Source organism: Tateyamaria omphalii, from assembly GCF_019802125.1.
Taxonomy (GTDB): domain Bacteria; phylum Pseudomonadota; class Alphaproteobacteria; order Rhodobacterales; family Rhodobacteraceae; genus Tateyamaria; species Tateyamaria omphalii_B.
Genome location: NZ_JAHVHT010000004.1, coordinates 185,404 through 200,298 on the forward strand (window position 1 = coordinate 185,404; position 14,895 = coordinate 200,298).

General features: G+C 60.4%; 14 protein-coding genes and 1 tRNA gene. 10 read left to right on the plus strand and 5 right to left on the minus strand.

Features of this window, described 5'->3' with window-relative positions; all coding sequences use genetic code 11:
• Positions 1 to 75 precede the first annotated feature (75 nt).
• Entirely contained in the window at positions 76 to 1,278 is a 1,203-nt protein-coding gene (locus KUV51_RS16880; RefSeq protein WP_222522614.1) for a LytS/YhcK type 5TM receptor domain-containing protein, read from the plus strand.
• Here KUV51_RS16880 and KUV51_RS16885 read toward each other — a convergent pair.
• Positions 1,275 to 1,727, minus strand: a complete 453-nt coding sequence (locus tag KUV51_RS16885) for an Lrp/AsnC family transcriptional regulator (protein WP_222522615.1) — start codon at positions 1,725 to 1,727, stop codon at positions 1,275 to 1,277. The genes KUV51_RS16880 and KUV51_RS16885 overlap by 4 nt on opposite strands.
• 72 nt (positions 1,728 to 1,799) lie before the next feature.
• On the opposite strand from KUV51_RS16885, the gene KUV51_RS16890 reads away from it, so the two are divergent.
• The gene (locus KUV51_RS16890) at positions 1,800 to 2,393 is read left to right on the plus strand and encodes a LysE family translocator (protein WP_222522616.1); all 594 of its coding nucleotides are present in this window, start codon (positions 1,800 to 1,802) and stop codon (positions 2,391 to 2,393) included.
• Between the two features lie 59 nt (positions 2,394 to 2,452).
• Complete coding sequence (locus tag KUV51_RS16895; protein WP_222522617.1) at positions 2,453 to 3,415, plus strand: acetyl-CoA carboxylase carboxyltransferase subunit alpha; 963 nt, start codon at positions 2,453 to 2,455, stop codon at positions 3,413 to 3,415.
• Here the strand turns inward: KUV51_RS16895 and KUV51_RS16900 are convergent, their stop codons facing one another.
• From KUV51_RS16900 to KUV51_RS16910, 3 genes are read right to left on the minus strand one after another with little or no spacing between them, the layout of a single operon-like run.
• Positions 3,416 to 4,492 carry a PAS domain-containing sensor histidine kinase gene (locus KUV51_RS16900; protein ID WP_222522618.1) on the minus strand — a complete coding sequence of 359 codons (1,077 nt, stop codon included), beginning with the start codon at positions 4,490 to 4,492 and terminating at the stop codon, positions 3,416 to 3,418.
• Positions 4,493 to 4,543: 51 nt separating this feature from the next.
• Positions 4,544 to 5,194: a GntR family transcriptional regulator gene (locus KUV51_RS16905; RefSeq protein WP_039681932.1), complete on the minus strand. Its 651-nt coding sequence runs from the start codon at positions 5,192 to 5,194 to the stop codon at positions 4,544 to 4,546.
• Positions 5,195 to 5,225: 31 nt separating this feature from the next.
• Complete coding sequence (locus KUV51_RS16910) at positions 5,226 to 5,918, minus strand: M48 family metallopeptidase (RefSeq protein WP_222522619.1); 693 nt, start codon at positions 5,916 to 5,918, stop codon at positions 5,226 to 5,228.
• Positions 5,919 to 6,071: 153 nt separating this feature from the next.
• On the opposite strand from KUV51_RS16910, the gene KUV51_RS16915 reads away from it, so the two are divergent.
• Together KUV51_RS16915 and KUV51_RS16920 are read left to right on the plus strand one after the other, a co-directional pair.
• Positions 6,072 to 6,401: a TIGR02300 family protein gene (locus tag KUV51_RS16915; RefSeq protein ID WP_222522620.1), complete on the plus strand. Its 330-nt coding sequence runs from the start codon at positions 6,072 to 6,074 to the stop codon at positions 6,399 to 6,401.
• Positions 6,402 to 6,491: 90 nt separating this feature from the next.
• A tRNA-Ala gene (locus tag KUV51_RS16920) sits at positions 6,492 to 6,567 on the plus strand.
• Between the two features lie 478 nt (positions 6,568 to 7,045).
• On the opposite strand, the gene KUV51_RS22310 is transcribed toward KUV51_RS16920, so the two are convergent.
• Positions 7,046 to 9,499 carry a calcium-binding protein gene (locus KUV51_RS22310; RefSeq protein WP_222522621.1) on the minus strand — a complete coding sequence of 818 codons (2,454 nt, stop codon included), beginning with the start codon at positions 9,497 to 9,499 and terminating at the stop codon, positions 7,046 to 7,048.
• Positions 9,500 to 10,125: 626 nt separating this feature from the next.
• On the opposite strand from KUV51_RS22310, the gene phnC reads away from it, so the two are divergent.
• From phnC to KUV51_RS16950, 5 genes are all read left to right on the plus strand, one after another.
• A complete protein-coding gene (phnC, locus tag KUV51_RS16930) occupies positions 10,126 to 10,947 on the plus strand; it encodes a phosphonate ABC transporter ATP-binding protein (RefSeq protein WP_222522622.1) in 822 nt (273 codons plus the stop codon).
• A 55-nt stretch (positions 10,948 to 11,002) separates the two neighbouring features.
• On the plus strand, positions 11,003 to 11,908 hold the full coding sequence (gene phnD / locus KUV51_RS16935) for a phosphonate ABC transporter substrate-binding protein (protein ID WP_222522623.1): 906 nt from the start codon (positions 11,003 to 11,005) through the stop codon (positions 11,906 to 11,908).
• A 127-nt stretch (positions 11,909 to 12,035) separates the two neighbouring features.
• Complete coding sequence (gene phnE / locus KUV51_RS16940) at positions 12,036 to 12,914, plus strand: phosphonate ABC transporter, permease protein PhnE (protein ID WP_222522624.1); 879 nt, start codon at positions 12,036 to 12,038, stop codon at positions 12,912 to 12,914.
• The gene (gene phnE / locus KUV51_RS16945; protein WP_222522625.1) at positions 12,914 to 14,233 is read left to right on the plus strand and encodes a phosphonate ABC transporter, permease protein PhnE; all 1,320 of its coding nucleotides are present in this window, start codon (positions 12,914 to 12,916) and stop codon (positions 14,231 to 14,233) included. The genes phnE (KUV51_RS16940) and phnE (KUV51_RS16945) overlap by 1 nt, the downstream gene beginning before the upstream one ends.
• On the plus strand, positions 14,233 to 14,844 hold the full coding sequence (locus tag KUV51_RS16950) for a chloramphenicol acetyltransferase (protein ID WP_222522626.1): 612 nt from the start codon (positions 14,233 to 14,235) through the stop codon (positions 14,842 to 14,844). The genes phnE (KUV51_RS16945) and KUV51_RS16950 overlap by 1 nt, the downstream gene beginning before the upstream one ends.
• The last annotated feature ends 51 nt before the right edge of the window (positions 14,845 to 14,895 follow it).

Consider the following 14,895-nt stretch of genomic DNA (forward strand, 5'->3'; position numbering starts at 1 on the left):
CGGATCCGCATCGGGCTCTTGGGGCTTTCTTCAACACTTGGCTGGTAAATGAGCCCGGTGTTGAAAGGAAATGGTATGGCATTGGTCGATGCAACGGTGCTTCTGGACTTTGTAAGCTCGCTTGCGGTGCTCGGGCTGCTGGTGTTGAGCTTCAGCGCTGTGGCCCCGGCCCTGCGCAGCGGCTGGTATGTGGCGCCAGGCCTCGGCGTCTTCTTCGCCCTTGTTGTCGGTCTGCAGATGTCGATGCCGCTCAGCCCCGCAGGGGGCGTGATCGTCGACATGCGCAACGTGCCGATTGCGTTGGCCGGCGCCTTTCTCGGGTTGCGCGGACTCATCACATGCCTGTGCCTCGCCATCGCAATGCGCATTGCCATCGGCGGTGTGGGCGTTCCGGCGGGTGTGCTGGGGATGTTGCTCGCAGGGTCAGTCGGCTATGGCTGGGCGGTTCTGAAGGACAGGTTGCCACTGCGCGACAGTGGTAAGCTTATCGTTCTGGGAATGGCGATGAACCTGCACATGCTCTCGGCCTTTGCCGCACCAGCAGAGATCATGCGCTGGTATTTTGTTGAGGCAGCATCGACCGTCTTTCTGCTCAACCTCATATGCGTGCCGAGCGCCGGGTGGCTCCTGTTGCGCGAACAGAACCTGCTTGCGCGCACGGCCGTGCTGTCGGCTTCGGCCAAGCTCGACCCGGTCACACGCTTGCTGTCGGTCAACGCGTTCTCTCAGGAAGTGTCGCATTTCCATGCCTCCGACCGCGACCGAAGCGTGGCGGGCATCCTCGCCGTGACCATGAAATCAGCGCGTTGGCTGAAACGATCCTGGGGCGATGACGCGGTTGAGCAGGCGCTGGGTGTGCTGCGGCTGCGCATTGGAGCCGTACTGCCAGACCAGCGCCCCCTGGGGCTCGACCACACTCAACGCATCCTGATCCCTGTCACGGCAACGGAACTGAGCGATCTGCGACCGCTTCGCAACGCGGTGCGACGGTCCGCCTCCGACACGCCGATCACCATCGACAACAGTATCCAGGTGCCGCTCGCGGTGATGATGGAAAGCTATGCCTTGCATCAGCCCGACAGGCCGGACGAAACGACACGCGACATTCAGCGCGCAACGGCACCACGCAGTGCTGCGGGCCCAGCCAAACGCAACCGGTCCCGACATCAGAACCGGCCGGCAGACGCATCCATGCCCAAGGGACTGTGCAAAACGACATATCATCGCCTTTTCGATGAAACCGATGCGCATATGCGCCGTGCGCTTAGACGGACCTAGGCGCGTTCATCCTTGGGCGAGCCCATCACCACGTAAGACGTGATGCCGTTCACCTGCGGCAGCGCACCCAGCATGTCGGTGTGAAAGGTCTTGTAGCTTGGCAGGTCCGCGCACTCGACGCGCAACAGGTATTCGATGCTGCCGGCTGTGTTGTGACACTCCCTTACCTCGGGCGCGCGGGAAATGGCGCGCTCGAACGCTTCCTGACTGGCCTTCGAATGATCGTTCAGCCCCACCGCGACATAGGCGACAAAGCCTGCGCCGATCTTGGTCCGGTCCAGGACAGCACGGTAGCCCGTGATGATGCCGGAGCGCTCCAGCTCCTGCACCCGCCGCAAACAGGCCGAGGGCGACAGCCCCACCCGTTCTGCCAGCTCCAGATTGCTGATCCGACCGTTGTGGCTCATCTCACGCAATATATGTTCGTTTATGCGATCAATCTTCGTCATCGATTGCTATCATTTACGCGAAACACACCATTTCGCAATCCAATACGGCTCATGATATCGCAATCATTGCGCATGTCACTCGAATTGCTCACCGCCCTTGCCGCCTTTGCCCTTGTCAGTTCGATCACGCCGGGCCCCAACAACCTGATGCTCATGGCCTCGGGCGCAAATTTCGGCTTCCGGCGCACCATTCCACACATGCTGGGCGTGGGTCTGGGCTTTGTCATCATGGTGCTGCTCGTGGGCACCGGGCTGGTGCAGGTGTTCGACGCCTACCCGGTGAGCCACACCATCCTCAAAACCGTCTCGGTCGCCTATCTACTGTTTCTCGCCTTCAAGATCGCGACCGCCGCACCGATCCGCGATGGCGCAGACAAGGGCACGCCCATGACCTTCCTGCAAGCAGCAGCCTTCCAATGGGTGAACCCCAAGGCCTGGACCATGGCGCTGACGGCCGTCACCGTGTACACTCCGGACACCACGCTCTGGGCCATCGCAATAGTCGCCATCGTCTTTGGCGCAATCAACCTGCCCGCGGTCAGCTCGTGGACGCTGCTGGGCCAGCAAATGGCACGGGTGCTCACCAACCCGTCCCGATTGGCCACGTTCAACCGGACCATGGCGGCCCTGCTTGTCGCCTCGCTCTACCCCGTCCTCTTCCCCTGACGTTGCAAATACTGCATCCTGCAGCCATATAGCGGAAAAACCGCATCGGGGACGCAGGCGTGACGCAATATCTGGAATTCGAAAAACCCCTGGCCGAGATTGAGGGCAAGGCAGAAGAGCTGCGCGCGCTTGCCCGCCAGAACGAGGATATGGACGTCACGGACGAGGCCGCGGCACTTGACGCCAAAGCGGCCCAACTGCTCGAAGACCTCTATGCCGACCTCACACCGTGGCGCAAATGTCAGGTCGCGCGGCACCCGGACAGACCGCATTGCACAGACTACATAGGCGCGCTTTTCACTGAATATACACCGCTGGCGGGTGACCGTAACTTTGCAGACGATCATGCGGTCATGGGCGGGCTCGCGCGGTTCAACGACAAGCCCGTCGTCGTGATCGGACATGAAAAGGGCAACGACACCAAGTCCCGGATTGAACGCAATTTCGGCATGGCCCGGCCCGAAGGGTATCGCAAGGCCATCCGCCTGATGGATATGGCCGACCGGTTCAACCTGCCGGTGATCACACTGGTCGACACGCCAGGCGCCTATCCAGGCAAAGGGGCCGAAGAACGCGGCCAGTCCGAGGCCATCGCCCGCTCGACCGAAAAGTGCCTTCAAGTCGGCGTCCCATTGATCTCAGTGGTCATTGGCGAAGGTGGCTCCGGCGGGGCCGTCGCCTTTGCCACTGCGAACAAGCTCGCCATGCTCGAACACTCGGTCTATTCGGTGATCAGTCCCGAGGGCTGCGCCTCCATTCTCTGGAAAGACGCGGAAAAGATGCGTGAGGCGGCAGAGGCGCTAAGGCTCACCGCTCAGGACCTGAAGCAACTTGGCGTGACCGACCGGATCATTCCCGAGGCCGTCGGCGGCGCACACCGACACCGCGATGCAACAATCACATCGGTCGGTAGCGCGATTGCAGCGATGCTGGTCGAGATGGAAGGCAAGGCGCGGGCGGATCTGATCACGGACCGCAGGCAAAAATTCCTGGATCTGGGCAGTACGGGCCTCGCGGCATAACTATCCCGCACGCGCCTGCTCGTCGCTCCCTTCCAGAATACGCCCCGGCAACTCGACACGTATTTCAGCTCCAAGTCCGTCCGCGGGTTTCTCCACGGCGACAGAGCCACCGCGTGCCTTGACCAGCCGTATGACACCTTGCAAGCCATAACCGCCCTCGGACGGCATACCATCCACGCGTCCGCCCTCATCGAGGTCAAAACCGCGTCCATGATCACGGACAGACACCACCAGACGTCGCGCGTTCACTGCTGCTACAGCCACATCGACACGCACCGAAGCGGCACCTGAATGCTTTAACGCGTTGTCGATCAGATTGCGCAGGATGATCTGAACGGCGGTGAAGTCCGCCTCCACCGTGGTGCGGGGATACGCGATCGAATGCTCGCGCAAGGGGTCCAGCAAGACAACGATGTCGTCGCACATCGCACCAAGATTGACGGGCCGCAAGCAGGCAGGCGCCGACTTCGCCATGACCTGCGACATCGTCTCTGAAATGATGCCGAGCGACTTGTCGGCCAGCTCGTCAATCATGTCTATCAGTTCAACTTTGCCATCCCCATGATCCACAAAGTCATTCCGCATCAGATAGGCAAGCGACTTGAGATTGCTGATCGGGCTGCGCAGATCGTGAGCCGCAAGGCAGACCAGATCCTCAACCTCGCGCATCGCTGCCACGGTCATCGTTTCCTGTTGTTCCAACGCGCGCTCGGCAGAGATGTCATGCGATGTGCCAACCATCCGCACCAGCGTGCCTTCATCATCATGCGACGCAATCAGACAGGTACGGAACCACATGATCCTGTCACCCAGCGGCAATCCGGTCTCGAACTCCGCAGTCCGACCGCCCTTCCAAGCTTTCAGTTGCTGGCGATACACCGCATATGCGGCACGGCCATTCAGGATGTCATGCACCGCTTTTCCGACAATGTCAGTCAGATCCAACCCCAACAGGATGCACCCCGACCTGTTCATGAAATCGAAAATGGGACGATCATCCTCGTCCGCGACCAACACGAAAACCGGCGTGTCCACCATATCGTAGATCGAATAGTCCAAGCGTTTCGAACCCTGCATCCGTTGCGTGTCATCCCTGACTAGCAGCGGAGCGCTACGAAACGCTTAAGCTCAGCTGGCCAACATGCGCAGACCCTGGGTGACGTCTGATCGCACCGCCAGACGCAGGCTCGGTTCGTCGCCCGCACGCAGGGCAGCAATGATCAGGCGGTGGTATCGCGGTGGTTCGGTCCGACGTAGCCGACCATAGAGCGCGCGCATGGTTGGTCCCATCTGAAGCCACACCGTCTCGGCCATGGCCAGCATCGCCGGCGCTTGCGCCCTCAGGTAGAGCGTGCGGTGAAATTCCAGGTTGGTCCGAATGTAGCTCACCGCATCACGGTGCGCGACGGCCTCGGCCACAGCGCTGTTGATGGATTGCAACCGCTCGATCAGGGCAAGGTGCGCGCGGGGCAACGCTCGGGTGGCAAGCTCCACCTCGATCAGCGCCCGCAGGGCCGCCAGCTCTTCGATCCGTTCATTGGACAGCTCGGGCGTGGACACGCGGCCCGATTGGGACAGCGTCAGCGCACCCTCGGCCACCAGCCGCCGCACCGCCTCGCGCGCGGGGGTCATGGAAACGTCGTATTGCTTGCCGATGCCCCGCAAGGTCAGCGCCTGACCGGGCGAGATGTCTCCATGCATGATCCGTGTCCGCAATCTGCGGTACACACGGTCGTGCGCGGCAGAGGCGGTGTCACGAATGCGTGGGGCCTGGCTCATGCCCTTTTGTGATCACAAGGCTGCGTCGCGGTCAATCACCAAAGCGAAACCTGTGCAAACCATTGCCGTCGGTACGCAACCACCGGCGTTGTGCATCATAGGGGCCGTAAATGCGTGTCACCTCAGCCCAGAAAGCGGGCGAGTGGTTCATCTGCGCCAAATGCGCCACCTCATGCGCGGCGACATAGCGCAGGACCTCGGGCGGGGCGAGGATCAGGCGCCAGGAGAACATCAGCCGCCCTGCGGATGAACAGGACCCCCAGCGCGAGCGCGTGTCGCGCAGGCTCAACCCGGAATAGGACCGACCCAACCGATCCGCGTATTCATCACAGGCAGCCGCCAACACATCGCGGGCCCGCGCCTTCAAAAACCCCTGCACACGGCTGGTAACCGTATCGGTTCGTCCCGGCACCGCCAATGTCTCGTCGGTCAGGCGCACTGTGCGTCCGGCTCCCTCGACAATCCGTCGACCAAGCCCTTCGACAGGCAGAACGGTCCCAATATCCACACGGACATCCTCTACCCGCGCCTCAAGATGCTTGCGAATCCACGGCTCCTTCTCGCGGGCGAACTCCAGCGCCTCACGCTCGGCCACATGTTTGGGCAAGGTCAGGGTCACGCGGCCATCCAGCGACGAGATACGCAAGGTGATGCGCCGCGCTCGCGCCGACCGCCGCAACGTCAGAATGATATCGGGTTGCCCTTGAAGGACACGTTCGGCCATCCCATTTCCCCATCCCGGGCCCTTGCCAAACCATAAGGCTTTGACTCCGTCCCGACCTTATGGCACTTGCCCAGAATCGCCGCAACACGAGGCACGCCCGCACATGCGCTCCCCGCGCCTGATCCGGGCCACGCGCAGACAAGAGGATGACACATGCCAAAGGAAGAATGGGGCACCAAACGGCTTTGTCCGACGACCGGCAAACGGTTTTACGACATGAACCGCTCGCCGATTGTCAGCCCGTATACGGGTGACGTGGTCGAGGTCGACAGCTCCAAGACCCGCATGATCGCCGCAGATGCCGAGGATGCGGCATCGGCCAAGAACAAGGCCAAGGCATCGGCGGATGACGAGGATCAGGTGCTGGACGACGACGATGTCGACGTCGAACTGGACGACGATCTGCTTGATGATGACGACGACGAGGACAACGTCTCGCTCGACGAACTGGCCGACGTGGCCGCCGAAGAAGACGAGTCGTAATTACGCTGTCCAAGCGGGGTCTTTTTCACTTGATCCCGCTTGGCAAAGCGCCTAATCAGCGGCGCACGGCTCGAGAGAGCCACCAAGGATGGGGCATTAGCTCAGCTGGGAGAGCGCCTGCATGGCATGCAGGAGGTCAGCGGTTCGATCCCGCTATGCTCCACCATCCCACACTCGAAATTCACAGACCAACCGGCGCGCTTTCTATCTCTGCGGGTGCTGACTGACGCGCATCGGCTGCGTCGCTACGCTGAGTGCAACGGTAGGGTCCCGCTATGCTCCAACATTCCCCGACAACAGATCACAGTCAGGTCGCGGAGGGGCCCGCCAACACCGGTCGCAAGTTCCCGCAACCGGGGTCAGTCTATCGGGCTTCTGCTGGTCATCTCCCAAAACACAAAGGACCCTGCCAAGCGTTGCCGGTTACTGAGACAGCGGCTGTTTCGGGACAATGCAAGACAGCGCAGTTCGCACCCGGCGGAGCGTGAAAGGGCCGGGTATGTGCACCCGTGCTCGGGGCACAAGGATTTACAATTGGAATTGACGCGTAAGACGCAAAAGACCAGCGCTATGAACACTCGGGTCAGGTCGACTGTTTGGAACTGCGCCGCAGCCGAAAACAGCGGCGGCGCAGATGTCCAAACCTAGGCGAACACGACGTCAGATACGATCACCACGTCATCAACCAGCGCGTTGACGTTGGTGATGCCCGTAAACATCAGGCTGTCATCACCAAAGGTCAGCACCACGAAGCCGTCATCGTTCAGGCTCGCATAGTTCGAGATGTCGGCAGCCGTGGGCATGTCCTCCATGAACAGCGACGACGACAGTTCGACCGTGTCGATGTTGTTCTGGAAGTCCGCCACTCGATCGTCACCCGAGCCCGCATCAAAGATGAACGTGTCCGCGCCAATACCGCCGCGCAGCACGTCATTGCCCGTACCACCGTCCAGGCGGTCGCTGCCCGCGTTGCCCTCAAGGCGGTCGTCGCCCGCGCCGCCATTCAGGTCATCGGTGCCGTTGCCCGCGTTGAGCGTGTCGTTGCCGTCGCCGCCGTTGAGGATGTCGTTGTTGATGCCGCCGTTCAGCACATCGTCACCGGCATCCCCGTTCAGCGTGTCGACACCGGAGTTGCCGTTCAGCGTGTCATTGTCGGCGCCGCCGTTCAGCAGATCAAACCCGGCTTGGCCGGACAGAAGGTCGTCTCCGTCGCCGCCGTTCAGCGTGTCGGTGCCGAGGCCACCCAGCAGCGTGTCGTTGCCTGCGCCGCCATCCAACGTGTCAAAGCCGTTGTTTCCGGACAGGCTGTCATCGCCGCCGCCGCCAACAAGGTTGTCGAACCCGTCCTGGCCGATCAGGGTGTCGTTGCCCTGACCGCCGTCCATCGTGTCAAAACCGATGCCGCCAGACAGGCTGTCATTGCCGCCGCCGCCGTCGACTTGATCGCTGCCTGCGCCCGCAGAAATCGTGTCGTTGCCGCCTTCACCGGACAGGGTGTCGTCTTCGCCGGTGCCAGGCACATTCTGGGGCGCGACGAAATCGCTGGCTGACACCGTTTGATCGTCAAATCGCAGAAGCTCGACATCGCTGGAAACGAAATTTGTGTCGCCGGCGTTGACGACCTCGAGACCGCCCATAACTTCGGTGATCGTGACGTCCGCCAGCGCAGCATAGAAGACGGCCGTATCTTCGCCGTCACCACCAACGAGGGTATCATTTCCAGCTTCGCCATAGAGCGTATCGTCGCCGCCAGCACCGTTCAGGCTGTCATCGCCGCCACGTCCGGCCAGGATATTCGCGTCGTCATCGCCCAGCAGCGTATCGTCGCCTGCACGTGAGCCGCGGACATATTCGATATCGATCAACGTGTCAGTGAAGCCGACGCCATCCCAAATGCCCGATGCCGTTTCGTTTTCAAGATCAACAAAAACGGATTCGACCCCTGATCGATCGTAGCGGACCCTGTCAAAGCCTGCGCCACCGTCCACCGTGTCGTCGCCAAGCTGGGTGATGAAGCTTTCATCGCGGTCGCTGCCGGTGATGCTGTCGTTGTTGTCGCTGCCGCGGATCTCCAACTGACCGTCGCCGTCAGTGATGTTGATCTGTTCGACGTTGCCAAAGCCGTCGTTGGATACAACACCGGTCGAAAGGTCGACCACGACCCCATCTGTCGGGTTGGCCATATCGCCGAAGTGGAAACTGATGCGCACCAGACCATCGGTCAGGGTCACGTTATATGTGTCAGAGCCTTCGCTGCCGTGCAGGTTCAAATAGTCGCTGTCAGCGCCCATGACAGCATTGAACACATCGTTGCCGATACCACCCTGCATGCCGAGCCCATCGGCATCCAGGATCGTGGCAACGTCCACGAGCGTGTCAGTGAACCCGAGATAGGTGATCGTTCCGGTATTGGCAGTACCGTCCAGGTTGAAGGTAACTGGCGCGCCCTGTCCGTTCGGCACAAAGTCCAGATCATAGTCGAGCCACACAAACGATTGGTCACCCGCATTCGTGAAAACCAGCATATCGTTGCCAGCAGACGCTTCAACGATATCTTCGTTGAAGTCTGGCGCGCTGCTTCCCAGATTGAACGTGTCGTTGTTGCCGCCGCCCACAAGCTGGTCACGTTCGCCCGGGCCACTGATCACTGTTGTGGGGACCTGAATGAACGGGGCAAGCTCGCCAAACGCATCTTCCTGATCAAAGCTGTCAGCCGCATTGCTTGCATCAAATGTGATCAACGGGAAGGAATTGAAGATACCGACAATCTGAGCGAAATCATCGTTTTCAGCGATCGCGTCAAATGCCGCGATCAACGCCGGAAGGTTCAGCGCAATATTGGTGATCGTGGCCTGCGTGACGCCGTTCTGAACAAAGCTGATCGAGGTGATGGTGCCCGAGATCGGTTCTCCGTCATCTCCCTCGCTCAACGCAATGTTCGTTCCGCTTAGCGTCGTGAATACGCCGGTGTCCGGGTTTTCAACAACAAGTTCGGTCGGGGAAACAGAAACGGGTTCCAGCCCTTCCAGAGTGTCGTTGGCATCAAAAAATCCGTCCCCGATGAAGTTCGAATTCGTGCCCAGGAAAGTGATAAGCATATACGTGTCCTTAAAATGCGAGTGGCTCTGTGCTTGAGGTGAGCAAATGTGATTTCATTTGGCAAGTTTAATTGACCAATTTCGACCGATACGTGTATCAGGTCACTTGAAGTACGGATGCGTACCCTGCGCGCGCACATCACCGACCGTCGGGCCAAGCTACCCACAAAACGAGAATTAGCTGCATAATTTCAATATCACAGACAACAAACGGAAGCGTTTTGTGCTGGCGCGAATGCGGTCTGTTGATGATCGTTTAAAGTGCCTGCAAAGCCGTGAAGCATACCCAAATCAACCAGACTGTTCCGCTGCGGACGAGTGTTTGAAGTCTCGCCGACCGCTGCCTGATCGGAAATGGAAATTTGCGCTCAGAGCGTCCGGTCGTATGCCTTCCATCGTAAGTTCAATTTTTTGGTTTTTAAGAAATTCAGAAAATCAGTTCTTTTAAGTGTATTTAGCGTCCAGTTCTCACTGGCAGAATTTCTACTATTGCGAGAGATTGCGTAGACATAAGGGATGCAGCGATAGGCTGTGCCAACGCGCGACGTCACAAAAAATTCTCAAAACTGATACAAATCCGAATCCGTCCATCCTGATACCGGTCTGCGCACAAGCCGGGGGATGGTATGCTCAGGATCGAAAAACTGACCAAAACGTTTGGCCAGAACACGGCTGTGGATGCGGCTTCCGTCACCGTGGACAAGCCACAGATGATCGGGATCATCGGGCGCTCTGGTGCGGGCAAGTCAACACTGTTGCGGATGCTAAACCGGCTGACGGATCACACCTCTGGCGCGATCCATTTCGAGGGGCAGGAGATCACTGCGCTCAAAGGCGCCGCAAAGCGCGAGTGGCAAAGCCAATGCGCGATGATCTTTCAACAATTCAACCTGGTCCCGCGCATGGATGTGGTGTCGAACGTGTTGCACGGCACGCTCAATCGCCGCTCGACCTTGGCGACCCTGTTCAACCTCTATCCGACCGAAGACATCCACCGCGCCATCGACATTCTGGACCGTCTGGGCATTGCCGAACATGCGCCCAAGCGGGCCGAGGCGCTGTCAGGCGGCCAGCAGCAACGTGTCGCCATTGCCCGCGCCCTGATGCAAGACCCCAGGATCATTCTGGCGGACGAGCCCATTGCCTCGCTCGACCCCATGAACGCGCAGGTCGTGATGCAGGCCCTGCGCCGCATCCACGAGGAAGATGGCCGGATGGTCATCGCCAACCTGCACACCCTTGATACCGCCCGCCGCTATTGCGACCGGGTGATCGGGATGCGGGCCGGCCGTATCGTCTTTGACGCCGACCCGTCCAAGCTGACCACATCCATGGCCCGCGAGATTTACGGCGCGGGTGCCGAGTTTTCCGAAAGCGCCACCTCGACAGAGATCGAGACACTGGACGCTACGGAGAAAGCCAAGATGGAGGCCGAGGCCTACGTCTGACCTTCACCCCCGATGCGACCCGCGTCGGGGCTTTTTCGTTCCAACGGAGAGAGACATGAAAACGATCATCGCTGCCGCTTTGGCAACAACCGCCCTGGTGGGCACGGCCAGTGCCGAAGGCATCACCGAGTTCCGCATCGGCATCCTCGGGGGTGAGAATGCCCAGGACCGCCTGAACTCGAACGAGTGCCTGCGCGCCTATACCGAGGAAGCCCTGGGGGTTGAGACCAAGCTGTTCGCCCCTGCCGACTATGCCGGTGTGATCCAGGGCCTTGTGGGCGGCACGCTGGATATGGCGTGGCTGGGTGCGTCGGCTTATGCCGCGACCTATCTGCAGAACCCCGATGCGGTTGAGCCGGTGCTGGTGAAGATCAACCTTGATGGCTCTTTTGGCTATCACTCGATCGGCTTCGCCCGTGCCGACAGCGGCATCACCAACCTGGATGAGATGGAAGGCAAGGTATTCGGCTTTGGCGACCCTAACTCGACCTCGGGCTACCTGATCCCGTCTATTGAAGTGCCCCAGTACAAGGACGGCATCACCATGGACTCCGGTGACTATTTCGGTGAGGTCAAATTCACCGGCGGTCACGAGCAGACCATCGTGGCGGTGAACAACGGCGACATCGACGCTGGTGTGACCTGGGCCGACGGTCAGGGCGCGTGGGAAGACGGCTACAACTCGGGCGCGCTACGCAAGGCCGTGGATGCAGGGCTGGTCGACATGAACGATCTGGTCGAGATCTGGAAATCGAAGCCCATCCCCGAGGGACCCATCGTTCTGCGCAAGGATCTGCCCGAGGACGTGAAGGCCACCATGACCGCGCTTGTCGACAACATGTACGACACCGACAAGGATTGCACATACTCCATCTCGGCCGGTGAGAGCTTGGGTTTCGACCCCATCACGCACGAGGCGTATGTGTCCGTAATTGAAGCACGTAAAGCCAAATCAAACTGATTTAAGTGTGCATCTGCCGGGTCCTCAGTCTCTGGGGGCCCGGCAATTTGCGTTAACACTTTCGTAAGCTGTTTCGCATGCGAAAGGTTCAACGCGACGTACCAGACCAAAAACCACGGGGACAGGCATGGCCGAAACAACAGCAGGCGCTCGCGACCTGGGCGGCATCCACGACGAGTACATGACGCTGACGCGGCAGAAGCGTCTCTATTCCCTTGTTCTGCTGATGATTTTCATTGCGCTCATGGTCGCCGGGTTCTCCGTTGCAGGCGGGCGCAATGCCGGGTCGTTCTGGGGCGGCATCGACAACTTCTTTGACTACCCGTCGGAGCTGGTGATCGAAGCGAGCGGCAAGCTGGCCGAGTTTCCCGCCCATTTCGTGACCTTTTTTCCTGCGCTGATCGAGACGGTGAACATTGCGGCCGCCGCCACCCTGCTGGGCGCGCTTGCGGCCATCTTCCTGTCGCTCTTGTCCACCCGCGGCATGGCCCGTTTTCCGATGCTGATCCCCGTCTTTCGCCGCATCATGGACTTTGCCCGCGCGATCCCCGAGATCGTGGTGGCGCTGGTGCTGATCTTCATCCTAGGCGGTGGGCCGGTGCCCGCGATGATTGCCATTGCGATCCACACTGCCGGAGCCTTGGGCAAGCTCTTTTCCGAGGTGAACGAGAATGCCGATCTGAAACCCGTCGACGGTCTGGCGTCCGTCGGTGCGACATGGGGCCAACGGATGTTTCTGGGCGTGGTGCCACAGGTTGCACCCAACTGGCTGAGCTATGCGCTTCTGCGGTTCGAGATCAACGTGCGCGCCTCGGCCATCCTCGGTTTCGTGGGCGCAGGTGGTCTGGGCTATGAGTTGAAGAACGCGATTTCCTGGGGCCAGGGCCGCTATGACGAGGCGGCTGCCATCTTCCTGCTGTTGTTCCTGACCATCGTGGTGATCGACCAGACGTCGAGCCACTACCGTGACCACCTGACCCACGGGTCCAAATCGGAGCGCCGCTGATGACCATGCTTGATACCGCCGATCTCAAAGGGTCCGCCGACCGCGTGATGGCGCGCAAACGTCTGGTGAGCTTCGGCCTGCCCGCGCTGGTGCTGGCGTACCTGATTTACGTCTTCTTTGCCTTTGGCGTGCCCGAACTGATCCAGAAGGCGAGCAGTGCCAATGCCCGCGCGCTGGTGGCTGACACCTATAGCCACAAAGTCCACGTCACACGCGACAACCGGTCGGGCGACGTGCGCGTCGCGATTGAGGGCGAGAACAAGGGTGCCTACCCGGACGGTGAGGCCCCGGACTGGGTGGCTTTGGGCGACGAGACGGTGATTGATCTGGGCGGTGGCCACATCATCACCTACCTGCCCGAAAACAACGGCGTGACCTATGACGTGCCGGGTTACGGGCTGATGACCTTCGAGGTGTCCCGGTCGCAGGGCGTCATTCAGAGCTACCCCACCGAGGAGCTGCCGGACTGGATCAGCGCCTCAAAGAACCGGGTGGCCGTCACGACCGATGCCGGGCGCCTGTCCGTCACCCGCAACCGGACCGAGGTGTTTCGTTACTTCGTGGGGTGGGAGTTGTTCTTTTTCACCCTCGACAGCCCCTATCACGGGCTGGGCTTGGGTGAGGTCGTCAGCCGTGCGTTCAGCGGTGAAGCCGGGGCCATGGCGCATGACTTCTGGAACAATGCCATGTGGCGGCACGGCGATGTGGCCTGGGCCATATTCGAGACGATCCTGATGGCGTTCCTTGGCACGATGGGCGCGGCCATTCTGGCGCTTCCCCTTGCCTTCCTGGCCGCGCGGAACTTTGCCCCGCTGGTGGCGGTGCGCATGGCGACGCGGCGGCTGTTTGATTTTATCCGCGGGGTGGATGCGCTGATCTGGACCATCATCCTGAGCCGCGCCTTTGGCCTTGGGCCGCTGACAGGTGCGCTGGCCATCCTGATCACGGATACTGGCACGTTCGGCAAGCTGTTCTCGGAAGCGCTGGAGAACGTGGACAAGAAACAGATCGAGGGCCTGCAATCGACCGGTGCTAAGCCACTGCAACGCTACCGCTTTGGGGTGATCCCGCAGATCACACCGGTGCTGATCAGCCAGATCCTCTATTTCCTGGAATCCAACACCCGCTCGGCCACTGTCATCGGGGCCATCACCGGCGGGGGCATCGGGCTCTTGTTGACGCAGGCGATCATCACCCAGAAAGACTGGGAAGAGGTCAGCTACTACATCATGCTGATCATCGTTATGGTGGTGTTCATGGACTGGCTTTCCGGCCTCTTGCGCCGCAAGCTGATCAAGGGCGACGACAGCGGGCATTGATGGCAAACCCTTCGGGTGATCCCCTTATTCACGACGGCGTCGATCATGTGAACACGACGCTCGGGCGCTATACCGTGATTGCAACGGGCACACGTCTGGCGCAGGTCGAGATGGGCGACTACAGCTATTGTGACCGCTGTTGCGATCTGGCCAATGTGACCATCGGCAAGTTCTCCAACCTGGCGAGCTTCGTGCGGATCGGGGCAACGGATCACCCGCTGGAGCGCGCGTCGCTGCATCACTTCATGTACCGGTCGGCGGGCTATTGGGATGATGCAGAGGACGACGCAGACTGGTTTGAGCATCGCGCGTCCCGGCGCGCCTTTGTCGGACATGACACGTGGATCGGCCACAATGCGCAGATCAAACCCGAAGTGACCGTCGGGCACGGCGCCGTTGTTGCGTCGGGTGCCATCGTGACCAAGGATGTCGCGCCCTACACGATCGTGGGCGGTGTGACGGCCACGAAGATCCGCGACCGGTATGCACCTGGAGTGGCCGACCGCATGATGGTGCTGGCGTGGTGGGATTGGGATCATGCAACGCTGCGCGCCCGGCTGGAGGATTTTCGGGCGCTGTCTGCTGAGGCGTTTCTTGAGAAGTATGGTTGACTTTGGCGCACCACGGGTGCGCTTTACGATCATCGCCCCGTAAGGCGGATC